Origin of the sequence: Mesorhizobium sp. M0048, from assembly GCF_040323405.1 — a bacterium.
In the GTDB taxonomy this organism is placed as follows: Bacteria; Pseudomonadota; Alphaproteobacteria; order Rhizobiales; family Rhizobiaceae; genus Mesorhizobium.
The window spans coordinates 1-24,216 of record NZ_JAMYUV010000002.1 but is presented as its reverse complement, the minus strand read 5'-3'; the positions used below and the strand labels follow the sequence as shown (position 1 = coordinate 24,216).

General features: G+C 60.3%; 22 protein-coding genes and 1 pseudogene. 19 read left to right on the top strand and 4 right to left on the bottom strand.

Annotated features, from left to right (window positions below; translation table 11 throughout):
- Window positions 1-52: 52 nt before the first annotated feature.
- From NKJ84_RS02335 to NKJ84_RS02260, 16 genes are all read left to right on the top strand, one after another.
- Entirely contained in the window at window positions 53-3,181 is a 3,129-nt protein-coding gene (locus NKJ84_RS02335) for a PAS domain-containing protein (RefSeq protein WP_352505176.1), read from the top strand.
- Window positions 3,182-3,544: 363 nt separating this feature from the next.
- The gene (locus tag NKJ84_RS02330; RefSeq protein ID WP_502899796.1) at window positions 3,545-6,409 is read left to right on the top strand and encodes a sensor histidine kinase; all 2,865 of its coding nucleotides are present in this window, start codon (window positions 3,545-3,547) and stop codon (window positions 6,407-6,409) included.
- On the top strand, window positions 6,406-7,047 hold the full coding sequence (locus NKJ84_RS02325; RefSeq protein WP_352505175.1) for a response regulator transcription factor: 642 nt from the start codon (window positions 6,406-6,408) through the stop codon (window positions 7,045-7,047). Before NKJ84_RS02330 ends, NKJ84_RS02325 begins: the two co-directional genes overlap by 4 nt.
- A 2-nt stretch (window positions 7,048-7,049) precedes the next feature.
- Window positions 7,050-7,439: a response regulator gene (locus NKJ84_RS02320; protein WP_254818501.1), complete on the top strand. Its 390-nt coding sequence runs from the start codon at window positions 7,050-7,052 to the stop codon at window positions 7,437-7,439.
- Entirely contained in the window at window positions 7,429-8,112 is a 684-nt protein-coding gene (locus NKJ84_RS02315) for a response regulator transcription factor (protein WP_352505448.1), read from the top strand. The genes NKJ84_RS02320 and NKJ84_RS02315 overlap by 11 nt, the downstream gene beginning before the upstream one ends.
- A 569-nt stretch (window positions 8,113-8,681) precedes the next feature.
- Window positions 8,682-9,662, top strand: a complete 981-nt coding sequence (locus tag NKJ84_RS02310) for an alpha/beta fold hydrolase (RefSeq protein ID WP_502904009.1) — start codon at window positions 8,682-8,684, stop codon at window positions 9,660-9,662.
- A 513-nt stretch (window positions 9,663-10,175) separates the two neighbouring features.
- Entirely contained in the window at window positions 10,176-10,925 is a 750-nt protein-coding gene (locus tag NKJ84_RS02305; protein WP_352505173.1) for a glucose 1-dehydrogenase, read from the top strand.
- A 460-nt stretch (window positions 10,926-11,385) separates the two neighbouring features.
- Window positions 11,386-12,177, top strand: a complete 792-nt coding sequence (locus NKJ84_RS02300; protein ID WP_352505172.1) for an alpha/beta fold hydrolase — start codon at window positions 11,386-11,388, stop codon at window positions 12,175-12,177.
- 65 nt (window positions 12,178-12,242) lie between these two features.
- Window positions 12,243-13,001 carry an SDR family oxidoreductase gene (locus NKJ84_RS02295; RefSeq protein WP_352505171.1) on the top strand — a complete coding sequence of 253 codons (759 nt, stop codon included), beginning with the start codon at window positions 12,243-12,245 and terminating at the stop codon, window positions 12,999-13,001.
- A gap of 42 nt (window positions 13,002-13,043) precedes the next feature.
- Window positions 13,044-13,445, top strand: coding sequence for a cupin domain-containing protein (locus NKJ84_RS02290; RefSeq protein WP_352505170.1), 402 nt, complete (start codon window positions 13,044-13,046; stop codon window positions 13,443-13,445).
- A 198-nt stretch (window positions 13,446-13,643) separates the two neighbouring features.
- Complete coding sequence (locus NKJ84_RS02285; protein WP_254818506.1) at window positions 13,644-14,138, top strand: hypothetical protein; 495 nt, start codon at window positions 13,644-13,646, stop codon at window positions 14,136-14,138.
- A gap of 273 nt (window positions 14,139-14,411) precedes the next feature.
- The gene (locus NKJ84_RS02280; RefSeq protein ID WP_352505169.1) at window positions 14,412-14,933 is read left to right on the top strand and encodes a carboxymuconolactone decarboxylase family protein; all 522 of its coding nucleotides are present in this window, start codon (window positions 14,412-14,414) and stop codon (window positions 14,931-14,933) included.
- A gap of 137 nt (window positions 14,934-15,070) precedes the next feature.
- Window positions 15,071-15,508: a CBS domain-containing protein gene (locus tag NKJ84_RS02275; RefSeq protein ID WP_352455793.1), complete on the top strand. Its 438-nt coding sequence runs from the start codon at window positions 15,071-15,073 to the stop codon at window positions 15,506-15,508.
- Window positions 15,509-15,637: 129 nt separating this feature from the next.
- Window positions 15,638-16,372: a sensor histidine kinase gene (locus tag NKJ84_RS02270; RefSeq protein WP_352505168.1), complete on the top strand. Its 735-nt coding sequence runs from the start codon at window positions 15,638-15,640 to the stop codon at window positions 16,370-16,372.
- Window positions 16,373-16,426: 54 nt separating this feature from the next.
- Window positions 16,427-16,708 carry a GNAT family N-acetyltransferase gene (locus tag NKJ84_RS02265; RefSeq protein WP_352505167.1) on the top strand — a complete coding sequence of 94 codons (282 nt, stop codon included), beginning with the start codon at window positions 16,427-16,429 and terminating at the stop codon, window positions 16,706-16,708.
- Window positions 16,709-16,750: 42 nt separating this feature from the next.
- Complete coding sequence (locus tag NKJ84_RS02260; protein WP_352505166.1) at window positions 16,751-17,182, top strand: DUF1810 domain-containing protein; 432 nt, start codon at window positions 16,751-16,753, stop codon at window positions 17,180-17,182.
- Between the two features lie 277 nt (window positions 17,183-17,459).
- Here the strand turns inward: NKJ84_RS02260 and NKJ84_RS02255 are convergent, their stop codons facing one another.
- The 4 genes from NKJ84_RS02255 to NKJ84_RS02240 all read right to left on the bottom strand — a co-directional run bounded on the left by NKJ84_RS02255 (window position 17,460) and on the right by NKJ84_RS02240 (window position 21,148).
- Entirely contained in the window at window positions 17,460-18,977 is a 1,518-nt protein-coding gene (locus NKJ84_RS02255; protein WP_352505165.1) for a mechanosensitive ion channel family protein, read from the bottom strand.
- 23 nt (window positions 18,978-19,000) lie between these two features.
- A complete protein-coding gene (locus tag NKJ84_RS02250; protein ID WP_352505164.1) occupies window positions 19,001-20,296 on the bottom strand; it encodes a cytochrome b in 1,296 nt (431 codons plus the stop codon).
- A gap of 15 nt (window positions 20,297-20,311) precedes the next feature.
- Window positions 20,312-20,821 carry a ubiquinol-cytochrome c reductase iron-sulfur subunit gene (gene petA / locus NKJ84_RS02245; protein ID WP_352505447.1) on the bottom strand — a complete coding sequence of 170 codons (510 nt, stop codon included), beginning with the start codon at window positions 20,819-20,821 and terminating at the stop codon, window positions 20,312-20,314.
- A gap of 132 nt (window positions 20,822-20,953) precedes the next feature.
- Entirely contained in the window at window positions 20,954-21,148 is a 195-nt protein-coding gene (locus NKJ84_RS02240) for a hypothetical protein (protein ID WP_352505163.1), read from the bottom strand.
- Between the two features lie 92 nt (window positions 21,149-21,240).
- Between NKJ84_RS02240 and NKJ84_RS02235 the strand changes: the two genes are divergently transcribed.
- The 3 genes and pseudogenes from NKJ84_RS02235 to dgoD all read left to right on the top strand — a co-directional run bounded on the left by NKJ84_RS02235 (window position 21,241) and on the right by dgoD (window position 23,934).
- Window positions 21,241-21,825, top strand: a complete 585-nt coding sequence (locus tag NKJ84_RS02235; protein WP_352505162.1) for a glutathione binding-like protein — start codon at window positions 21,241-21,243, stop codon at window positions 21,823-21,825.
- Between the two features lie 441 nt (window positions 21,826-22,266).
- Window positions 22,267-22,524 (top strand): annotated as a pseudogene (locus NKJ84_RS02230) (alpha/beta hydrolase); the annotation flags it as partial.
- A gap of 237 nt (window positions 22,525-22,761) precedes the next feature.
- Window positions 22,762-23,934, top strand: coding sequence for a galactonate dehydratase (gene dgoD / locus NKJ84_RS02225; RefSeq protein WP_352505161.1), 1,173 nt, complete (start codon window positions 22,762-22,764; stop codon window positions 23,932-23,934).
- The last annotated feature ends 282 nt before the right edge of the window (window positions 23,935-24,216 follow it).

The following is a 24,216-nucleotide window of genomic DNA, read 5'->3' as shown; positions in this document are numbered from 1 at the left end:
CTATATCAAGCGCTGACCCTCCCCAGGCTTTTTTGTCCGACAGGAGAAGCCAATGACAGCAGCATCCGACTCACTTGGCGAAATCGACCCCGAAGCAACGCTCGCGCTGCAAATCATCGAGAGCATGCCCGGCAACGCGTGGGCAGCCGATGCCATCGGAAGGTTCACCTATGTCAGCCCAAATACCCTGGCGTTCATGGGCAACACGCATGAAGGTCTCAACACCTCCGAAGACAACGATGAGTTCAGCTGGTGTCGAGCTGTCCATCCCGACGATTATGATCCTGTAGCCGCCAGATGGCGGCATTGCCTCGAAACCGGCGATCCCTACGATACCGAGCATCGCCTGCGGCGCGCCGATGGCGTCTATCGCTGGTTTCGAAGCTCAGGACGACCTTTTCGCGACAGCCAGGGGCGCATCATTCAATGGTACGGCACGACAATAGACATTGAGGACCAGAAGCGGGCCGAGTCAGCATTGCGCGACCGGGAGCGGGAACTCTCGCAGCTCGTGGATATGGTCCCGAGTCACATCTGGCGGCTCGATCCCGACGGCGAGCCGATCTTCTTCAATGGGCGCATGGTTGACTTTCTTGGCCTCGACGTAGCGGATCTGGACCGACCGGGCATGAGCCGGCTGGCGGCGATGATACAGGCCGCCGTTCATCTGGACGACGCGGCAGCATTCGGCGATGCACTCCGCGGTTGCTTCACTACCGGTGCGAGCTTCGCCATGCGCTATCGCCTGCGCCGTGCCGATGGCGTCTATCGCTGGATGTCGAGCCGGGCGGAGCCGATGCGCGATGACGCCGGCCGCATCGTCCAGTGGTACGGCCTCTGTCACGATATAGACGATCAGATGCACGCCGAAGCGGCGTTGCGGCAGAGCGAGCAACAACTTCGGCACATGATCGACGCCGTGCCGGTCCGTATCTGGAGCGTGATGCCGACCGGCGGGCCGGTCTACTTCAACAAGCGATACCAGGACCATTTCCGCTCCGTTATCGCCAACTTTGACGCGCTCGGCGAGCCGGGAATCGAAACGTTGCTGTACGAGGTGATTCATCCCGAAGATGCTCCCGAGGTGCAGCGCACGTTGCTGAGTTGTTTCGAAACTGGCGGCGGCTCCGCGATGCGGTTTCGCTGGCGCGAAAAAGACGGCACCTATCGCTGGGCTGAGTGCAGGGTCGAGCCGCGGCGCGATGACGACGGAACGGTTGTGCAGTGGTACGGGGTTTCTCTCGACATCGACGATGAGGTGCGTGCGCAGGCGGCGTTGCGCAAAAGTGAGCGGCGCCTTCAGCAGCTTATCGACACCGTGCCCGCTTTGATCTGGAGTACGACACCGGAAGGGACGCCATCCTACGTCAACAAGCGGTTCACCGATGTAACCGGGGCCACGCTCCATGACATCACGGCCCCGGACGGCTCGCCGTCGCTGAGCGTCATCCATCCAGACGATATCGACACCGCACGGCAGGCGATCCGCCATTCATTCGCAACGGGCGTGCCTTACTTTCAGAGATATCGCCAACGGCGGGCCGACGGCGGCTATCGCTGGACCGAGACTCGCGCCGAGCCGCTGCGCGACGAAGATGGCAGCATTCTCCAATGGTACGGTGTGAGCGTCGACATCCATGACCTGGTGACCACGCAAGCGGCTTTGCACGACCGGGAACGAGAGCTCTCGCAACTCGTCAACATGGTTCCGAGCTACCTCTGGCGGCTGTCCCCCAACGGTGAGCCGACCTTCTTCAACAAGCGCCTGATAGATTTTCTCGGCCTGGACATAGCGGACGCGGAAAAGCCGGACACGAGCCTGCTGGCGGCCTTCATTGCCACCGTCGTCCATCCCGACGATGCAGCCAGCCTGAAGGAAGCACTCGACAGCTGCTTTGCCACCGGCGAGCGCTTCTTCATGAGGTATCGCCTGCGCCGTGCCGATGGCGTTTATCGTTGGATGGAGGGCCGCGCGGAGCCGCTGCGGGATCACGGCGGACGCATTGTCCAGTGGTACGGTCTTACGCACGACATCGACGATCAGCTGCGCGTCGAAGCGGCGCTGCGCGAGAGAGAACGCGCTCTCTGGCAGCTCGTTGAAACGCTGCCGGCAATGATCGATTGCGCCGCGCCGGATGGCGAACCGATATACCGCAGCCAGCAGCTCCGCGAATTCCTCGGATACAATCTTGAGGAATTGGACGAAGCGGGAAAGTCGCGGCTGGCTGGCACACTCGACGCCGGTGTTCATCCCGACGACCTGACAGGTATCAAGGAAAGATATGCCCATTGTCTGTCCACAGGCGAGCCGTATGCGCGACGGCACCGTCTGCGGCGCTTCGATGGTGAATATCGCTGGGTCGAGACGCGTGCCGCGCCGATGCGCAATGCTGAAGGCGCCATAGTGCAGTGGAACGTTATCTGCCTCGACATCGAAAATGAGGTGCGGACACAAGAGGAGCTTCGACTGGCACAAGAGAGACTGGCGCGTGCGAGTCAGGCGGCGAGCCTTGCCGAACTCTCCGCATCCATCGCTCATGAGGTGAACCAGCCGCTGGCCGCCATCGTCGCCAACTCGAACGCATGCCACCGTTGGCTGTCCGCCGAGCCCCCGAACGTCGAGCGCGCGAAGATCACGGCCGAGCGCATCATCCGCGACGCCAACTCGGCGGCGGATGTCGTCAGCCGCATCCGTGCCTTGTTCAGACCTTCGCTTGAAATGAGAACCAGTACGCCGATCCCCAGCGTCGTTGCGGAAGCCCGTGACCTTATGGCCGAGGAAGCCATGCGGCGTCGCGTTCGCATGGACATCGACGTCGAAAGCAACCTTCCGCTGGTTGCGTTCGATCGCGTCCAGATCCAGCAGGTCCTGGTCAACCTCATTCGCAACGGCATGGAGGCGATGGACACCACCGCGGGCGACAAGGTTCTTGGGATGCGCGTGCACCGGATAGAGGACACGATCCAGACCGAGGTCAGCGACCGAGGCCCGGGTATCGAACGTCCTAACAAGATATTCGAGCCGTTCTTTACAACGAAAGGAAACGGGATGGGCATGGGGCTCGCGATCTCCCGTTCGATCATTGAGTCTCACGGCGGACGCCTTTGGGTGGAAAATAGCGTGCCGCGTGGGGCGACATTCATCTTCACTCTCCCGGTTGAAGCGAAAGCTGCGCAATAAGTCGGGCGACACCTCGGCCACCGGCGGCGCTCAGTAAGCGCTTGGTTTTTCGGCTCTCGGTGAAGGGGCGCCGCCGCGTGCAATGCATGGATTTCCATGAGGTGCGGTTGGGGCATGGCGGGATTAGGGTGGCGACGTGAGTCCGTCCGCCCAGTCCAGCTATCAAGAACAAGTGCTACACGAAGCGCCGACAATCTCCAGATTTTGTTTGTCCGTCAGGGGCACCCGATGACGATAGCGCCCAACTCACTTGGCGAGACCGATTCCAACGCAACGCTCGCGTTAACGCATGAGTTGGACCGATCCGGACCGGGAAGTGGCCGACCTTTCGCGACGAATGAACCGGGCCTGATTCGCGGCAACATGATCAGCGATCTTGAAAGAGGCAGGTTGTCGCGCGTCTGGTCGCACCGTCCTCAATTCTTGCATCTGGGGCTTTTTATTACGGCCTATGTCCTGGGCTGCGGCTTCGCCCAGTCGCTCGCAATCATACCTGGAACAGGGATTTCCATTTGGCCTCCGAGCGGGCTTTTCATCGCTACGCTTGTCTTCGCCTCCAGGTATAGCTGGCCGTGGTGGGTGCTGGGGGCCTGTGTGGCAGAACTGTTCAGCAACTTCTTGTGGTTCCACACTCCGCTGCCCGCGGCCTTCCTGATCTTTGCCGGCAACGCTCTTGAAGCGGTGACCGGCGCATGGCTTGTGAACCAGACCTGCAAGCGCCCAGTTCGGCTGGAAACGTTGCGGGACGTCCTCGCATTCGTCGTACTGGCCGCTGGAGTTGCGCCGGTTGCAAGCGCCACGGTCGGAAGTGCGGCGCTTGCGTGGTTTGGCATACAATCGCAAAGCTTTGCGACGGCTTGGCCGCTGTGGTGGATCGGAGACGCGACAGGAGTCCTGATCGTAGCGCCACTGGCGCTGGTCGTGTTCCAGAACTGGCGCGGCAAGGCGCAGCTCTCGGCAGCGCGGTGGATGGAAGCTTGCGTCCTAGGGCTGATCTTTCTTGGGATCGCCGCCCTTTCCTTGAGCGGCTATCTGCCGTTCGCCTACATCATCATGCCGCCTCTTCTTTGGGCCGCGGTGCGCTTTGAGTTCCGAGGCGCCGCCGTAGCATTGACCGTTCTCGCTCTGATCACGGCAGTATTCACGATATCCGGCGCCAGCCAATTTGCCGGCGATCCCGAGTCCCAGAAGCACAACCAGATCATGCTGCAGCTTTTTCTGGGCATCTCTGCATTTTCGGCGCTCGTCGTGGCCGCCATTTCCAGGCAGCATCAGGCGGCGGTGCTCACTTTGCGCCAAAGTGTGGAGACCTTGCGGGAGCGGGAGCGAGAACTCTCGTTGCTGGTCGAAATGATCCCCGCTCACATTGCCCGCATGGCGCCCAACGGCGAACCAACCTTCTTCAGCAAGCGCACGACAGACTATATCGGCCTCAACGACATCGCGGGCTGGGACAAGCCGGGCACGAGCCGCCTGGCGACCGTAGTCGCGGCAGCCGTCCATCCCGACGATGGACCCAGGATGAGAGAATGGCTCAGCCGCTCACTCGCCACCGGCGAACCCTATCCCATACGGTATCGCCTGCGTCGCGCTGACGGTGTCTACCGCTGGAGGGAGGGCCGCGCCGAGCCGCTGCGGAACCAGAGTGGAGCGATCGTCCAATGGTACACGGCCAGCATCGACATCGACGATGAGGTGCGCGCGCAGGAGGCATTGCGCGACCGGGAGCGGGAGCTCTCGCAGCTTGTCGACATGGTTCCGAGCCACGTTTGGCGCCTGACGCCGGACGGCGAGCCGACCTTTTTCAACAAGCGAATGGTCGACTTTCTCGGCCTTGACGTAACGGATTTGGACAAACAGGGCATCGGCCGGCTGGCGGCGATGATAGCGGCCACCGTCCATCCGGACGACGCAGCAGCATTCGGCGACACGCTCAGTCACTGCCTTGCTACCGGCGAGCGCTTCTCCATGAGGTATCGCCTGCGCCGCGCCGATGGCGTCTATCACTGGATGTCGAGCCGGGCAGAGCCGATGCGCGATCACGCTGGCCTGATCGTGCAGTGGTACGGCCTCTGTCACGACATAGACGATCAGATGCAAGCCGAAGAGGCGCTGCGGCGGAGCGAATTGCAGCTTCAGCAGATGATCGACGCTGTGCCGGTCCGCATTTGGAGCGCGGTGCCGACCGGCGGGCCGGTCTACTTCAACAAGCGATACCAAGACCATTTCCGCGCCGTCATCGCCAATGTCGAAACACTCGGAGAGCCGCGCATCGAGGAATTGCTGCAAGAACTGGTTCATCCCGAAGATGCTCCCGAGGTGCTGCGCACGTTGCTGACTTGTTTCGAAACAGGCGGCGGTTCCGCGATGCGGTTTCGTTGGCGCGAAACAGACGGCTATCGCTGGGCGGAGTGCAGGGTCGAGCCGCGGCGTGATGAAGACGGGGCGGTTGTGCAATGGTACGGGGTTTCCCTCGACATCGACGAAGAGGTGCGCGCGCGGGAAGCGCTGCGACAAGCCTCCGACAAACTCGCGCAAGCCACTCAGGCTGCAAGTCTCGCCGAGCTTTCCGCTTCGATCGCGCACGAGGTGAATCAGCCGCTGGCCGCGATCGTCGCCAATTCCCATGCATGCCACCGTTGGCTGGGCGCCGTCCCGCCGAACGTCGAACGCGCGAAGATTACGGCCGAGCGCATTATCCGGGACGCCAATTCGGCGGCGGACGTCGTCGGCCGCATCCGCGCGCTGTTCAAGCAATCCACCGAGACGAGGACCAATGCCGCGCTCAGCAGTGTCATCGCAGAGGCACGCGACCTCGTGACCGAGGAAGCGATGCGGCGGGGCGTTCGCATCAGCGTTGATGTCGAAAGCGACGTTCCGCTAGTCGCGCTCGATCGCGTCCAGATCCAGCAGGTTCTGGTCAATCTCATTCGCAACGGCATCGAGGCGATGGACTCTGGTGCGGATGACGGAGTTATCAGCATCCGCGTGCGCCATATCGGGGATGTTGTCCAGGCCGAAGTCAGAGATCGCGGCCGGGGCGTCGAGTTTCCCGACCGGATATTCGAACCGTTCTTTACCACGAAAGAGCAAGGGATGGGCATGGGACTGGCGATCTGCCGTTCGATCATCGAGTCGCACAGCGGGCGTCTATGGGTCGAGAAGAACGAACCACGTGGAGCGACGTTTATCTTCACGTTGCCGGTTGAAATGGAAGCGGCGTCATGACGACGGACGGCCAAATTGTCTTTATCGTAGATGACGATGAACGCATCCGGGAGGCGCTTAGTGAACTGCTGGCCGCACATGGCCTGCGTGCCACAGCGTTCGGATCGGCGGGCGATTATATCCGCGCTGACAAGCCGGACGTCCCTGCCTGCCTCATCCTCGATATCGAGTTGCCGGATATTAACGGCCTCGATCTGCAGCGACAGATTGCCGAGGGCGATCATCCGCCGATCGTTTTCCTGACAGGACATGGCGATATCCCGTCCTCGGTGCGTGCGATCAAGCACGGCGCCGTGGATTTCCTGACCAAGCCCTTCAGCGATGCAGACCTCATGGCCGCAATCCATGCGGCGATTGCCCAGGATCGGGTACAGCGATCGGAGCGCGCCGAGCTGGGCGTGTTGAAGCAACGTTATCTTGAGTTGACGCCGCGCGAACGTGAGGTGCTGCCGCTGGTGGTCAGCGGCCTGCTCAACAAGCAGGCCGCCGCTGAACTAGGGATCAGCGAAGTTACGCTGGAAATTCATAGAAGGAACGTCATGCAGAAGATGATCGCGGCGTCGCTCGCCGACCTAGTGCGCATCGCCGAGCGATTGGGAATACCGATCACGCACTCGCGCCGGGCAGGGGGGAGCTGAGGGTGAGCAAGCGGAGGCCTGTCGTTGCGATTGTCGACGATGACCCAAGACTGCTCGAGTCGCTGGAGGACCTCTTGGAGTCCGCCGGCTATGTGGCCCGCAGCTTCTCGTCGCCGGGGGCATTGCTGGTCAGCGGCCTGTCTGGATTGGACATGCTCATCACCGACATCGGGATGCCCGGCATGGACGGCTTTGAACTTCGTGACCTGGTCAAGAAGGCGCGTCCGGACCTGCCTGTGTTCCTGATCACCGGTCGCCACGAGATAGTGGATCAGCACCGCGCCAAGGGCATTGGCGGGCTTTTCTGCAAGCCCTTCGATGGCCAGGCCCTGCTTGCGGCGATCGGCGATGCTTTACGCAACCCAAAAACGGAGCCTAAACATGACAGTTGACCAATTGCCATTACGGAGATCGACGCCGTCATCACAGCAGCGGAGGGCTGAAGCCGAGCAGCCGCTGGTCATTATTGTTGATGATGATGCCTCTGTTCGGGAGGCGCTGTCGGAATTGATCCTGTCGGCGGGTTTCCTGCCGGTCAGCTTTACCTCGACCCGCGAATTGCTTGACGCCGATGTGTTGGAAGGTCCCGGCTGCTTGATCCTCGACGTGCGCATGCCAGGGACGAGCGGTCTCGATCTGCAGCATCATCTTGCGAAAAACGGCAACCCCAAACCCATCATCTTCCTGACCGGACATGGCGATATCCCGATGACTGTCCAAGCGATGAAGGCCGGCGCCGTGGACTTTCTCACCAAGCCGGTGCGGGATCAGACCCTGCTTGACGCGGTGATCACGGGCATTGCGGTGGACGCCAAGCGGCGGGCGGATGCGGTGATCGTCAAGCGCAATGTAGAGCGGGTCGAGACGCTGACGCCGCGCGAGCGCGAGGTTCTGCGAGAAGTGGCGCGCGGACGCCTCAACAAGCAGATCGCCTTCGACCTCGGCATCAGTGAAGTGACGGTCAAGCTGCATCGCGGCAATGTCATGCGCAAGATGGAGGCCGCTTCCATCGGTGAGCTGATCAGGACATGGGAAACGCTGCCCGCGCCGATGCGCCAGGCCTAGAATTTGGCACAAGCCCATCCATGCCCCATCCAATAGGATCGCCCGGCGCGCCCGGCTGCTTCAGGCTGCGGGAAATTGCTACCTCTGCGCGCCCAGGCCTTCCTGCTGTCGGTACGCTCGTGCTGGTGCGGGTGATCCTGATGTACATCGGTGGTCCTGTTGGGTGTTTCGCGGCAAGGCCCGCGCCAACATCGGTTACCATTGAGCGGCGCTCCTTGGCGGCCCAGCCTGACCGACAAACTCGCAACATTCCATGCAACAACAACTGACGCCGGCCATGCCGCGGCGGTCCCCGCGCCGCTACCCAAGCCTAAATTGACGTGTGTCTATAAGAGCTTGCCTTGGCCCGCCCCTATCCTCGGCGTGCCTGCCCTGCACCTTGGCATCGTATGACAGATGCTTCGGTAGAATAGGTTCGCGGCCCGGATCGGTGCATCCTGTTCCTCGCAAGCCATCACGACCGTCGCGTTTCTACCGCTCCTCGCTCGCTCCTCCCCGAACGCGACCGCACAGGCCGACTCGACGGTCGTGATGGTGAGCATGATGTTCAAAGCACATGGATGGACATGATGAACAAAGACGGACTTTTCTCCGTCGGCGGATCTCGCCGCGATGTCTTGTTGGCAGGCCTGATCTCTACGGTAGCCGCCGGACTGCCCCGCGCTGCTTCGGCAACGAGCCGAAAACAAAAGCTTTCCTCTTCCCCCTCCATCAAAGGAACCAAGACGATGAGCACCATCACGACCAAGGACGGCACCGAAATCTACTACAAGGATTGGGGCAAGGGTCCTGTCGTCACATTTTCGCACGGCTGGCCGCTGAATTCCGACGCCTGGGACGGCCAGATGCTGTTTCTTGCCCATAACGGCTTTCGCGTCGTTGCGCATGACCGGCGCGGCCATGGCCGATCGAGCCAGGCGACTTCCGGCAACGATATGAACGGCTATGCGGACGATCTTGCAGCCGTGATCGAGGCGCTGGATCTCCGGGACGCCACGCTGGTCGGCCATTCCACCGGAGGAGGCGAGGTTGCTCGCTATATCGGACGGCACGGGACGAAACGGGTGGCCAAGGCAGTTCTTATCGCCGCTGTTCCGCCGATCATGGTGAAGACGCCGGCCAATCCGGAAGGCCTGCCGATCGAGGTATTCGACGGCATAAGAGCTGGCCTCGTCAAGGATCGTTCGCAGTACTACCGGGACCTCGCACCGTTGTTTTATGGCGCGAACAGGCCGGGCGCTAAGGTTTCCCAGGGGACTCTGGATCAGTTCTGGCTCTGGAGCATGCAGGCGGGTCTCGTCAACGCGTACGAAAGCGTCAAGGCGTTCTCCGAGACCGATTTTACCGAGGACCTCAAAAAGTTCGACGTACCAACCCTGGTCCTGCATGGCGAGGACGACCAGATCGTCCCCGTCAAGGACTCGGCAGTCAAGTCGGCCCGACTGATCAAAGGCGCAAAGGATATCTACTACCCCGGCGCGCCCCACGGGATCACGGCCACGCACCAGGATCAGGTCAATGCTGACCTGCTCGCCTTCATCAAAGGATAGTACGCCCTCAGACACGACCGCATGTTGTCCGCACTTCCTTGGAGCCGCCGATGACCACCTTTGGCAATATTTCGCGCGCCCTGAACAGCATTTCAGGTGGCGCGCCAGGTCAACCTTGTGCGCTCGCATAGCCGAGCGGTGCCTGAATGCCGGTTCTGTCGGCTCATGTCCCGGATTGTGGAACCGAACCACTGCGCCATCGAGTTGGAGCGCTGGCAAAGGCGGCAAACATATGCTGCGACAGGGCTGCCATTCGGGCAACTGCGCCTGTGCAGCGCGGAGGCGATCGCCGGGGTTTGACACTACGTCGCACTGTCGGGGGTCGCCGCCGCGCCTTGAAGGCCAAAGCGCTCTCGAGGTCGTCAAACTGGCTAATCGCCGGGAGTTTATCAATCGGTAGCCGTTTGCGATTGCCGCTCATTTTGGCGGTCTCAATTCGGCGTGAAATTTTCTTGGCCAGCAGTTGCGACCATCGCAGCAGCACCGGCACAATTTTTCGAAGGCAGGAACGACATGGGCGCACTCTCAGGCAAGATCGCGGTGGTCACCGGCGGAAACAGCGGGATCGGACTATCGGCTGCAAAAATCTTTGCGGCCGAGGGCGCGCAAGTCGTCATTACCGGCCGCCGGCGGCAGGCGGTCGAGGAAGCGGTCGCACAGATCGGGGCAGGCGCGCTGGGCATTCAGGGAAATGTGGCCGACGTGTCGCACCATGACGAGGTAGCGCAGCAGATCCGCCAGAGGTTCGGGGCGCTCGACATCTATATGGCGAACGCCGGCATAAACACCATCACGCACTCGGCCGATGTCTCCGAGGCAGAATATGATGCGCAATTTGCCGTTAACACGCGAGGCGTCTTCTTCGGCGTCCAGAAGCTGATTCCGATCATGCGGAACGGCGGCGCAATCATCCTCACAGGCTCGCTCGCCAGCGAGAAGGTCCTGGACGGTCATGCTGTATACGCGGGCTCGAAGGCGGCCATAAATGCCTTTGCGCGCGCTTGGGCGATCGAACTGAAGTCTCGCGGCATCCGGGTCAACGTGCTCAGCCCAGGTCCGGTGGATACGGCTATTCTCGATAAGCTAGGCATACCGTTTGAGCAGCGCGGGCTGTTTGAAAAGGCGATGGCGGAGGCAATACCCCTGGGCCGGATGGGGCAGCCGGAAGAGCTGGCAAAAGCTGCTCTGTTCCTTGCCTCGGACGCGAGCAGTTTCGTCACGGGCATCAATCTGCGGGTGGATGGCGGGATGGCAGTGCTCTGAGCCATGACTGCGAGATCGCGCCAATAGAACTGCCGGTTATCGGCTGAGCAATCGGTCTTCCTCACGAAAATTTTTTGGGAAGCTGCCGCACGAGTCGCGCCAAATAGGTCGGAGGCGACACGTTTTGTCGACGTGGCGCAAATTGAGCCACGTAAATAGCAAGTCGCATTGCAGGGATCGACGCGCAAGAGAAGTCGGATCGCCAGGTCTCGCCACGGCGGCAGCGGCGTCTTGCAAACACAGCTCTCCGGCCGCGCGCCCTCAGTGTCTGTTCCGGCGTCCGCCGACAATGCACACCCGGCATAGATACCTCAATTATGCTGCAGGGCACCTGATCTCCCCGGTGACCTACCCTGCACCTTGGCATTGTATGACAGACCCTTCCGCACAATAGGTTGGCGGGCAGCGTCGGCGCATTCTCTTGAGCATTGGTCACCACAGGCCACACGGGAGAAAGCAAATGCGAAACATAACTCGAGCCCTGGCGCTCACCGCAGCGCTGGCCGCGTCGGGCGGCGGGATGGCGCAGGCCGCCAATTCTCAGCCCAAGCCGACGATCGTACTGGTGCACGGCGCCTTCGCGGAATCGTCGAGCTGGGACGCAGTCATCACCAAGCTCAGCAAAGACGGTTATGTAGCGATAGCCGCAGCTAATCCGCTCCGCGGCGTTGCCAGCGATGCGAAAGCAGTCTCAGCCATCGTCCGGTCGGTTTCCGGGCCGGTCGTGCTGGTGGGGCATTCCTACGGCGGGCCTGTCATCACCGAGGCCGCCAATGGCAATCCCAATGTAAAGGCGTTGGTCTACGTGGCGGGCTTCGCGCCGGATACCGGCGAATCGAGCCTTACGTTGTCCAGCATGTTTCCCGGCAGCACCTTGGGGAGCGCGCTTGCTCCGGTAGCGTTGCCGGACGGCGGGCAAGACCTCTTCATCGAGCCGGCCAAGTTCCGCGCCCAGTTCGCCGCCGACGTTCCGCAAGAGCAGACTTTGCTGATGGCTGCCACTCAACGTCCTGTTGCTCAGGCGGCTCTGACTGAAACCTCGGGCGTCGCCTCATGGAAGACGCTGCCGTCCTACATGATCTACGGCTCGGATGACCGCAACATCCCGGCAGCCGTCATGAGCTTCATGGCCAAGCGTGCGCACGCGGTAAAGACCGTCGTCATCGAGGGTGCGTCCCACGCGCTCATGGTTTCGCACCCCGACGAGGTCACGTCACTCATCGAGGATGCTGCTGCATCGGTCAGTCAATAGCAGGCTGGAAGCGCCTGCATCCGATCGAGCAACGAAAATAGACACGCAACACCAGGAGACCAGACATGAAGATCGTCGTCATCGGCGGAACCGGGCTGATCGGTTCAAAGACCGTGGAGAGGCTGCGAAACAAAGGACACGACGTGCTGGCGGCGTCGCCGAATTCGGGCGTCAACACCGTTACGGGAGAGGGTCTGGCGTCCGCGCTTGCCGGTGCGCAGGTCGTCGTCGACCTGGCGAACTCGCCGTCGTTCGAGGAAAAGGCTGCCCTGGAGTTCTTCGGGGCATCCGGGCGTAATCTTTTTGCCGCCGAAACGGCCGCCGGCGTCCGTCATCACGTGGCGCTGTCCGTCGTCGGTACCGACCGGCTGCAGGGCATGGGCTATTTCCGCGGCAAGTTGCTTCAGGAAAAGCTGATCAGGGAGTCCGGAATTCCCTACACCATCGTTCACGCCACTCAGTTCTTCGAATTCACAGCCGCCATCGCAAACACGGGTGCCGTCGGAGATACCATTCATATGTCGCCGGCCTACTTCCAACCCATGGCGGCTGATAATGTTGCCGATGCGATGGCGGACGTCGCGCTTGCCGCGCCGTTGAACGGCATGATCGAAATTGCCGGCCCGGAGCGTGTTCGCATGAGCGAACTTGTCGAGCGCTTCCTGAAGGCCACCAACGACCCGCGCAAAGTCGTCCCGGATCCCGGCGCGCTCTACTACGGCCAAGTGGCAATCGACGACCGAACGCTGGTGCCCGGCGAGAATGCGCGCATCGGCCCCGTGCGTTTCGATGATTGGCTCAGCCGATACACGGCACCGAAATAAGCAATCATCGGATAGGCCATTCTCACAACAAGGAGACCAGACATGATCAGAACACTTCTCTGCGCCGCGCTCACCGCCGCTTCCGTCACCGCAGCAATGGCCAATGACGCCGCCAGCGTGAAGCTTGTCTACGACCAGGCCCTTCCAAACGTGCCCGGCAAGAGCATGAAGGCCGTGCTCGTCGAGTACGCGCCGGGGGGTACGTCGCCGGCCCATACCCATCCCAAATCCGCGTTCATCTATGCCACGGTTCTGGAGGGGGCGATCCGAAGCCAGGTCAACGATGGGCCGGTGAAGACTTATCGCGCCGGCGAGAGTTTCTCCGAATTCCCGGGCGACCGTCATGCCGTCAGCGAAAACGCCAGCAAGACGGAAGGCGCTCGTCTGCTTGCTATTTTCGTCGTTGAGACCAGCGAGACGGAACTGACGACGAACGCGAAATGAAATCGCGGCCCCCGGACCATCGTATGCGAAAGGACGGTCAGTGACATGAATTCGATCGCCAGCCGCACACTTGCAGGGATTTCGGTCCCCGATACACCGCTTGTTGGCCGAGCGATCGAACATGCCCGCCAGCGATGTGAACCCTACTTGTTCAACCACGTTGTCCGATCCTGGCTTTTCGCGGCCCGGATCGGACAGATGCAGAATATCCAGCACGACGCGGAGGTTGTTGCCGTTGCAACCCTGTTGCATGACATCACGCTCAATGAGGACTTCGCCGGGCCGCGCCGTTTCGAAGTGGAAGGCGCCGATCTTGCCCGCACCTTCGTTCGGGAAGGTGGCTTCGACGAGCGGCGCGCCCAATTGATCTGGGACAGCGTCGCCCTCAATTCGACGCCGTCGATCGGCCTCTACAAGGAGGCTGAGGTGGCGCTTTGCACAGCCGGCATCTGTCTCGATGTCGTCGGCTTGCAATACAGCCTCATTTCGTCAGCCGAGATTGCAAAGATCATCGGTGAGTTTCCGCGCCTCGGGATGAAGCGGCGGATGACGCGATGCTTTTGCCATATCGCCGAGATCAGGCCCGAAACCACCTACGACAACTTTGCCCGGGACTTCGGCGAGCGCTTTGTTTCAGGCTACAAGGCGACTTCAGCAGTTGATCTTGTGATGAACGCTCCCTTCGAAGAGTGAACGCAGTTTCGATCCAGGTCTCTCGATCGACGCCGGCCAGCTCAGCCGAGCCCTTCATATGACCCAAAACGCTGTGCGCCTGTCGCATGCCTGCGGCAAAGCGAATTGCCGAGGGCAGCGTTCAGGTGTCAATTCCACCGCTTCCTATACTTCGGTTTAGGCGCGCCGACCTATTGAATGGCAATACATATCATCGGGCACGATAGCAACAATTTGGCTCACAGGTCATCCTTACGCGGCAATGGATTGCAAACACCTCAAGGAGATAAAGTAATGAATATTGCAGCGTCACCGGTCGCTCCGAAAGGAAAAGCCGCCGCCCAACGCGCGAGTTATGCTGAGCAGTCGCCCGAACTTCTGAAGAAATTTATTGAATTTCTTGGTGCGACGCGAGAGGGGTCGATCGAAGAGCCAATCCGGGATCTTGTTGCCGTCCGAGCCGCGCAGATGAACGGGTGCACCTTCTGCCTCGATATGCACGTCAAACAGGCGAAGATTCATGGCGAGCGCGAACTGCGCCTTTACCACCTGGCAGCCTGGCGGGATTCAACCTTGTTCGTTCCTCGCGAGCGTGCCGCCTTGGCATGGACGGAAGTCTTGACGAAGTTGCCCGAGCAGGGTGTCCCGGACGAGATCTACGATCGCGTCAGGTCGCAGCTTTCCGAGAAGGAAATCTCCGATCTGACCTTCGTTGTCATGGCGGTCAACTCTTGGAACCGTCTGAACATCGGCTTCAAACCCGTCCCGGGCTCGGGCGATGCGAAGTTTGGCCTGAGCAAAGCAGCACTGAGCTAATCTTTGGAATGGGTCAGAATGGCGCTTGTTTGTGAGCCATTCTGAGCGGCCGGGCAAAGTCGCCGAGCTCGGCGACCAACACTGGAACCGATCTCAGCCTCCCGGCCGCGGCCGCGAGGCGCTCTCAGGAGGGCGTCATGCGCATTGACAGTCTGCATCCAGTAATATCGGCCCGTCTTATGGTGGTCGATGTCGACGCTCCACTCCGCAGTGCGGCACTCTCACTTTCCAGGCCCGCAATAGGCCTGGTCGTGGTGTGCCACGGCAGTGGGGAGGCGGCAGGCGTGCTGAGCAAGTCCGACCTTGTCCGCCATCTGGCCAATTCAGGGCCAACAGAAGCGCCGATTGCGGCATTGATGAGCCGGTCCATCGTGTCCTGTGGTCCCGATGATGATCTTCATTCAGTCTGGCAGACGATGGCCGCGCAAGGCCTGCAGAATGTGCCGGTGCTCGGGGCTGACTCGAAACCGCTAGGCGTCCTAGATATCCGTGATGCGATGAAGGCGCTCTTTAAACAAGAGGAACTGCAGGAACGGCTGCTTGCCAACTACATCAGCGGGATCGGCTACCAATAGAGCATGGTCTCGCGATTGAATATATACGGAAGTATGAATCGGCGTCTTCTTAGACATAATATAAAATAAAGGTCGTAAATTATAGCGTATTGAAGCAAATAGGTGACGACTTAGCCAGCGGGGAATGAAATGTTTCGTCCGGACATAAAAGAAGATGTCTTCGACGGCCCGCCCGATGGCCCTGGAAGTGGTATGTCCGTGCAAATGTCGACGGCCGGCATCGTCCATGACCTGGGCAATCTCATTCAGGTCGCCTCGTCGGCGTTGAACCACCTGGCCCGCGATCCGAGCATCCAAGCGGCTCCGGCGCTTGGGCCTGTAATTGCCGGCGCCAAAACGGCTTTGGAGCGGGCCGGGGGCCTTGTCCGGCAAACCATCAGCCTGGCCCGAGAGAGCCACGCTGAAATCGAATACACAAACGTAGGTGCTTGCCTGGCTGAGATCGAAACCCTCGTACGGAGCGCCTTGGATGCCAATATCGGTCTTGAGCTTCGGGTCGGGTCCGACCTGCCTTTGGTGCGATGCGATCGCTTTGGATTGCAAAATGCGGTTCTGAATCTTCTGTTCAACGCGCGCGATGCAATGCCTGACGGCGGTTTCATCTCGATCGATGCCGGCTTGGCCTCTGCAAACTCCGCCGCCAGTCAGGTAGATATCCGTGTCGCGGACAACGGTATCGGGATGACCAGCGAGACGATGGTCTGCGCCTTCGATCCGTTCTTCACCACCAGAAGCGAAGGCCTCGGCGGCGTCGGTTTGCCGATGGTGAAGCACTTTGCCGAGCAATCAGGCGGAAGCATCGATATTCAGAGCACACTTGGGGCAGGCACGACCGTCACTCTGCGGTTGCCTGCGATGCGATAGCGGCCCGCCAATCTGCCTCCGGTGATAAACGTGACATACAATCGAGAGATAAAGATGGATGCACAACTCGTCGAAAACGTCCAACAGCACCGTTTCGAGCTGCCGATCGCCGGCGATATGTTTGCGGCGGCCTATTATCGGCTCGAAGGCGGGAAGGTTGCGCTGATACACACCGAAGTCCCGTCGGAATTTTCCGGACAGGGGATCGCGTCGCAATTGGCCCAAGGGACCTTCGAACTGCTCCGCAAAACCGGCCGTAAAGCGATCTTGAAATGTCCCTTCATGAGCCGCTTTTTCGCCAAGCACCCGGACTATGCAGATGTCGTCGGCGGCTAGTCATTGGCACGAATGTTGAGGGTTTCCCAAGGATCTATCCAAATGCCTGACGAGTATGATTTGCAGAGGTTCGTCAGCGCACAGGATCCGGTCTACGACGACGCGCTGGCCATTCTACGTCGAGGGATGATGTGCACTCCCTACATGGAGTTCATCTTCCCAAGGTTGGCCACAAGGCGAAGTGGTGCAGCGCCTGAGCCATATGCAATCACATCGCTCGACGAAGCCAGCGCCTATCTCTCATTTCCGATCCTCGGAGGCCGTTATCGGGAATGCGTTGGCACCATGCAACGGCTCTCCGGCCTGAGCGCTCGCGCTGTCTTCGGTGAGGTTGATGCGAAGAAGTTGCACGCGTCCCTCACGCTGTTTTCCGAAGCAAGCAACGAGGAGTTCCTGCTCGAGACAATCTTCGACGTCTGGTTCGACGGTTTGCTCGACGAGGAAACGATGAACGATCTCTACTTGATGTCGTAGTGGTCTGCTCGTGCCAGCGGCGTAAAGCCGTCGCGGCGCAGAGGTCACCATCCGCTGCCTTCTCATGCGGTGCCATTTCGAAACCGTGACCTGTGTCGAATATAGCGGGGCCGAAATGGTCGAACAGGACGAAGGGCCCGATCATGAGGCGATTCGAGGAGGGCAATACGCGCCCTACCTTCAGTCCGTCCGCAAAATCAAGGATAGCCGGCTGGATCGATGCCTGTGATATCGCTTTGGCGGATGGTCATGGATCTCTGTCCTTCTGCATGCCTTGTCAGCCAGGTGCTCGAACGCGCTTGAACGGAGCGGCGCGAAAGACCGTCTGAATGGCTTTGAGGAGCGCGAATTTGGAGCTCGCGTGGTGCTGTCCGGCGATGCCGCTTTCATTAAATGCCGACACCCTCATCGACAGGATCGCGGCAAGATCTTCGGCCATTTCGGGCCTGTCGTGCAGCAGCCGCGCAAAGCTTTCCTGGTCTATCTCGTAAACCGTGGCGGGGGTCATTGCCCGCAAACTCGACATCTCGCCAATGCCGGCGAGCAATCCGGTCTCGCCGAAGAAATCGCCAGGTGCAAGCCGGCCGATCTCCTTCAGTTGATCATCGTCCTCGCCAATTTGCCGCACGATGACTCCCGTCCGTACGATCATGAGCGACGGCAGCATCTCTCCCTGTCGTGCGATGATCTCGCCCTTATGGTAGGTGCGAACCGAGGCCGCTTTGGCGAGCGACTCCTGCTCGGTACCCGTCAGAGCCGAGAATACCGGTATGGAATTGATGAGGTCGATCGGGGTGAAGCCTTGCGAGGCTGCCGTCTCGTGGCTCGGCCGGTTGGTCATGGCAATCGAAGCCGAAAGTGGCTGCGCCAGCAGCATGCCGGTCGACCTTGAATGGCGATAAATGAGATCGAAGATGTCGTTCCGAGCGGTACTTCGCTGGTCAATACTTGCGACGCGAAACGACAACTCGATCTCGATAGCTGCAGCATCCAGGCTTCTGATGGTAACCGAAGGCGAAGGGTCCTGGAGGATTGAATTGCAGCTCAGCAAGACAGTGCGCATGAGATCTACGATGATCGCCGGCGTCTTCGTTGGCGCCACCTTGACGGTGACGGCAAGTCCATGGCTCTCGTCCGGACCGCTTAAATTTGTTACCCCGATCTTGGCGAGAAGGCTGTTTGGCAGCGCGACGACATTGTGGGTCGGGGTAAGGAGTTGAGTCGACCGCCAGTTGGTCTCGACAACGCGGCCTTCGGTTCCGTCGCCCAGAATGATCCAGTTTCCAAGCACGTAAGGGCGGCCGAGGTTAAGCGCGATCCCAGAAAATACGTCACCAAGCGTATTCTGGAGCGCCAGTCCCAGCATAACGGCAAACACGCCCGACGTGGCAATGAGCGTTCCGACCGGCACTGCAAAGACGAACGCCAGGATCGACAGGAACATTCCAGCATAGACGATTCCGACCACGACGTCCTGCAGGAGACGTGCCTCGCGCGGCTTTCGCTCAAAGACGAGATAGATGCGGACAAATCCGATCAGCGCCCAGGCAAGGTGAACCCACCAGAGCAGCTTGACCGAGCCGATGAGGATCGCTCCCCCGGTTGTTTCGTTGTTCCCTGCGGCCTCGTACGGCACGACGCGCAGGTGGAGAACCATGGCCGACATCGCGAGGAAAAAGCCAAGTTGGACGACCAGCTTCGCATTGGCGAAGCGTCTGGGGATGAGAGACCAAACGACGATCCCGGCGAGGCCGAGCAACACGATGTAGACCAGAGGAGAGTTCCACCAGTTCATGAACGATCACCGCAATGCCCAGTTCAATGTTTGGTCTCCGGCCCGGCGATCGGGCCTCTGCCGCTGGCCTTGTCTTTTTCGAGCACTGCTTCGGTGATCGAATTCGGCAGCCGTCGCGGCTTTTCGATCAGCCCGAGCACCGGCATGGCGATGATGAAGAACGCGAAATAGTAAAGCGTCGCCAGTTGGGACATGACGACGTATGCGCCTTCCGCCGGCCGGGAGCCGAGCCAGCCGAGAAAGAGGGCATTGGCAACGAACAGCCAGAAGAGCACCCTGTACCAGGGGCGATAGACCGCCGAGCGCACTTTCGAGGTGTCGAGCCACGGCACAAGGAACAGCACCGCGATCGAGCCGAACATCGCGAGCACGCCCCCGAGCTTGGAATCGATCGGCCCGATATTGAACGTGATGGCCCGCAGGATCGCGTAAAACGGCAGGAAGTACCATTCCGGCACGATGTGGGCCGGCGTCTTCAGCGGATTGGCGATGCTGTTGTTGTCGGGATGGCCGAGATAATTCGGCAAGTAGAAGACGAAGTAGGCGAAGAAGAACAGGAACACGAGGATGCCGAAGGCATCTTTGACGGTCGCATAGGGCGTGAAGTCCACGACATCGGTTTTCGATTTGACCTCGATGCCGGTCGGATTGTTCTGGCCGACGACGTGAAGCGCCCAGATATGCAAGGTCACCACGCCCGCAAGCACAAATGGCAGCAGGTAATGCAGCGCAAAGAAGCGGTTCAGCGTCGGATTATCGACCGCGAAGCCGCCGAGCAAAAGCTGCTGGAGCCAGTCGCCGATCAGTGGGACGGCCGTGAAGAAGTTGGTGATGACAGTAGCGCCCCAGAACGACATCTGTCCCCAAGGCAGCACGTAGCCCATGAAGGCCGTCGCCATCATCAGCAGGAGGTTGGTGCAACCGAGCACCCACAGCAGCTCACGCGGCGCCTTGTACGAACCATAGTAGAGCCCGCGGCAGATATGGATGTAGACGGCAATGAAGAAGAACGACGCGCCGTTGGAATGGAGATAGCGCAGCAGCCAGCCCGAATTCACGTCGCGCATGATCTTCTCGACCGAATTGAAGGCCAGCCCCGTATCAGGAGCGTAATGCATCGTCAGCACGATGCCGGTCAGGATCTGTGAAACCAGCATGATCGTGAGAATGCCGCCGAACGTATAGGCGTAGTTCAGGTTGCGCGGGACGGGATAGACGATGAAGCTGTCATAGACCAGCCGCGGCAGCGGCAGGCGGGCGTCGAGCCAACGTTCGATTCTGGTTTTGGGCGTATAGGTCGAGTATTTGTCGCCGCTCATCGAAAGCCCCCTGCCTCAGCCGATACGGATCTTGGTGTCGGAGACGAATTGGAACACCGGTACCGCCATGTTCTCCGGCGCCGGCCCCTTCCGGATGCGGCCGGCGGTGTCGTATTGCGAACCATGGCATGGGCAGAACCAGCCGTCGAAATCGCCTTCCTGATCATGCGGGATGCATCCGAGATGGGTGCAGACCTGGACCATCACCAGCCAGGCCTCCTTGCCCGCAATAGTCCGGTTGGCGTCGGTTGCCGGCGCGTCGGCCGGCAGGTTGGCGTTGCGGGCAATTGGATCCTTGAGCTCGGGGAGACTGACCGCCTCGGCGTCCTTCATCTCTTTTTTGGTGCGGTTGCGTACGACCACCGGCTTGCCATGCCAGTCGACGATCAGCGACGTTCCCGGCGTCAGCGATGAGACGTCGACCTCGATCGCGGCGGGCGCTTCGACGCGCAATGTGTGCTCGGCTGTGGAGGTTTCGGAAAGGTCGGCCATGGTGGCGACTCCTATTGTTGGAAGCTGCGTCATCGCGTTGGTGGCAATCGAGCAAAAGCAGGCCACGGCTTTCGCCTTTCCAGTCTGCTCATATCGCCCGAAATATGCCGGCCGTGGCCGGGCGTGAGCCATCGTGCCAACGGCGCGCGCGTCCAATACTTTCGTTTAGGATTTCCTGAGCGAAGGACTGGCCGGGCTGGCGATGATGCCATCATGGAAGGTTCTGGATTCCTCCCAATAACCGTTGGCCACTGAGCTGGGATATGCCCCGGCATTGCGCACGGCGATCCCAAACTCCAGCCCGACCACCTCGGCATAGGCATGTCTAGCTGTCGGTGTCGTAGTCGTCGTCCCCGCCAAGTGCGAGTTCTTGGAGCGGTTGTCTCGCGTGGCAGGTTTTCCGCCCGGCGACGACCAGCGCGATTCAACCGGGTTCAGAAAAGGGAAAAGCGGTGAAACTCTACTACAGCCCTCTCGCCTGCAGCCTGGCCGACCACATCGCGCTGGAGGAGGCTGGTGCATCCTTCGAGCGCGAAACCGTCAATCTCAAAACCAAGCGGGCGGCCTCCGGGGATGATTTCACCACCGTGACGCGTAAGGGGTATGTTCCAGCCCTCGTGCTGGATAGCGGCGAAACGCTGACGGAAAACATCGCCGTCCTCGATTGGCTCGCGTCGCGATACCCGGCACTGGGAGTGGAAGGGCCTTTGGGCCGTACGCGCGTTCTCGAAGCGCTGACCTATGTCTCGACTGAAATACATCGAAGCTTCAAGCCGATGTGGCACCAAAGCAGCGATGCTGAAAAGGCCAAGGCGAGCGCGACGATTACGAGCCAACTCGAGTTCTTCGCAGACGGGCTCAAGACCGACTATCTGTTCGGCGACAAACCCAGCGTCGCGGATTTTTATCTTTTCGTGATGCTGCTCTGGGCGGCCCGCTTCCACGTCCCTGTTCCCGCGCCTTTGCAAGCCCTTCGCGCCCGAATGGCTGCCCGACCGGCTGTGCGCATCGCAATGGATCGTGAGGGCCTCGCCTAAAGCCGAGGGTGGCCCCGAGCATAAGATCAGACGCAACATATCCCTCTCTCCCCGCCAGAAGATCAGGAGTCATTCTCGTGCTGCCGTTTCTGCGGATGCTACATCCAGCCGCTTCCAAGCGGGACGGCCTACATCTCGAATTTCTCCGAAGGGAAATCGAGGAAACGCTGGACCTTACTGACATTCCGTCAGAGCTCGCCGCACTGCCCCTGGCCGAGTGGTTGCGAATACTGGATTCGCGGCAGTCACGATCGAAATAAGCGCAATATTTCCTGTCGGCCGATGAGGCGGGCGGGTCTGGTCGTTCCCGCTCGTTGTTGGTCGTCATAGAGGCTTCATCATAAATGCGAGTAAGGCCCCCGACACGGTTGGCCATCGCCGCCGGCGCATTGTCGGTGCGACTGCAATGACGTTCGCCGCCACCGAACTCGGCCTGAGCGCGCCGGCGGCCTGGACAACCCGGATCACGTCAGCATCGTCATACACAATTACCGCTGGAGGCTCGGCCTGGCAAATGGCGAGCCGTAATATGACGTTTTGGAAAACCGGCTGGCCGAAGCTCCCGTGATCACAGTGCCGACCATTACCCTTGAGGGCGATGCCAATGGCGCACCCCATCCCGACAGCAGTTCCTACGCCAAGAAATTCTCGGGCAGATACACGCACCGGATCATCACCGGCGGTATCGGCCACAACTAGCCTCAAGAAGCCCCGCAAGCCTTTCCCCAGGCTGTCATCGACGTTGGCGAATACTGATCAGGCAAGCTGAGCGAGCTGCTGATGCCTGCGCTGGATGGGCGGCGAGGACATGATGGTTGCGCGTTGAACATCGAGGTGCGCCCTTGGTCCACAGCGACGTTGCGCTTGACTCGTCCATATTATCGGTAATAAATCATACATATTGCCTTCAAAAAGACGGCAGGTCTGGGAGGACCGATGAAAATCACGGCCATCAAGGCGCGCGTCTGCAATGCGGAAATGCGCAACTGGGTCTTTGTTCGCGTCGAAACCGACGAGCCCGGGCTGTTTGGCTGGGGTGAGGCAACACTGGAATGGAAGACCAGAGCCGTCGTTGGAGCGCTTCAGGATCTTGAGGCCCTGCTCGTCGGGCAAGATCCGCGCAATGTGGAGCAGTGCTACCAGATACTTACGCGCCACGGATTTTGGCGTCTTGGCGTCGAGGGAATGTCTGCCGTCAGCGGCATCGAGATCGCGCTCTGGGACATCCTGGGCAAGTCATTGGGCGTCCCCGTTTGGCGCCTTCTGGGCGGCCAGGTCCGCGACTATCTGCGCACCTACACGCATCTCGGCCTCGGGGACATGAAGGCGGTCTATGAGACCGGATCCGCGGATGCCATCGTGGAACGCGGACGCATCGTGACGCAAGCAGGCTACGATGCGGTCAAGGTCGTCTGCGTTCCCTACACCCACTACGTATCGCCCGCCAAGGCAGTCGATTCCGTTGCCAATATGGTTGGCTCGCTTCGCGAGGCGGTGGGCCCGGATATCGACATCATGGTCGATTTCCACGGACGCCCTGCATCGGTTAACGCGGCGATGGATTATCTCAAGGCAATCGAGCCGGCCCGCATCATGTTCGCGGAAGAGCCCGTTCCACCCGAAGATGTTGCCGGACTGGCGCATATCACCGCGCGATCAGCCGTGCCGATCGCCTCCGGCGAGCGGCTGATCGGACGTCGCGAATTTACGCACTCGATCGCAGCCCGCGCCTTCAACATTGCCCAGCCTGATATTTGCCACACTGGCGGTCTGCTCGAGACGAAGAAGATCGCGGCCATGGCGGAAACCGCAGGCATCGGCCTTGCGCCGCACAACCCGCTTGGTCCGATCGCCGGCGTGGCTGCTCTTCATTTCGGCATATCGACGCCGAACGTTGTCATTCAGGAGGAGATGTCCGGTGCCGTCGCCTGGTACGACGACGTCGTCACCTGGCCAATTCAGCGTAAACCCGGCCGCTGGGATCTGCCCGAACTGCCGGGCCTTGGCGTCACCGTCAATGAGGACGTGATCGCGCGCCACCCCTTCAAGCAGGAAGTGCTGCATGCCCGTAACGCCGTCATGCCGGACGGCACCGTGGTCGACTGGTGAATGCGATGGCAGGCCGGCTGCAAGGAAAGATCGCAATCGTCACGGGATAGTGTGCTGAAGGTTCTGCAAAAAGTTTTGGAGAGAGAACGGGGCTTGCTCTGAGGGGCGAGCGGCCATGGCACGGTGGTGACGTTGCGATCACCGATTCCCGTGGAAGGGGAAGTGCCATGACCAATCGAGACGTTAGACTGAGCAGAGGCGAGTTGAAAGCGTTGCTGTTGTCGGATGAGGACGGCTTTCGCCAGGCATTGCAGAGTGTCGTGCAGGAGGTTCTTGAAGCCG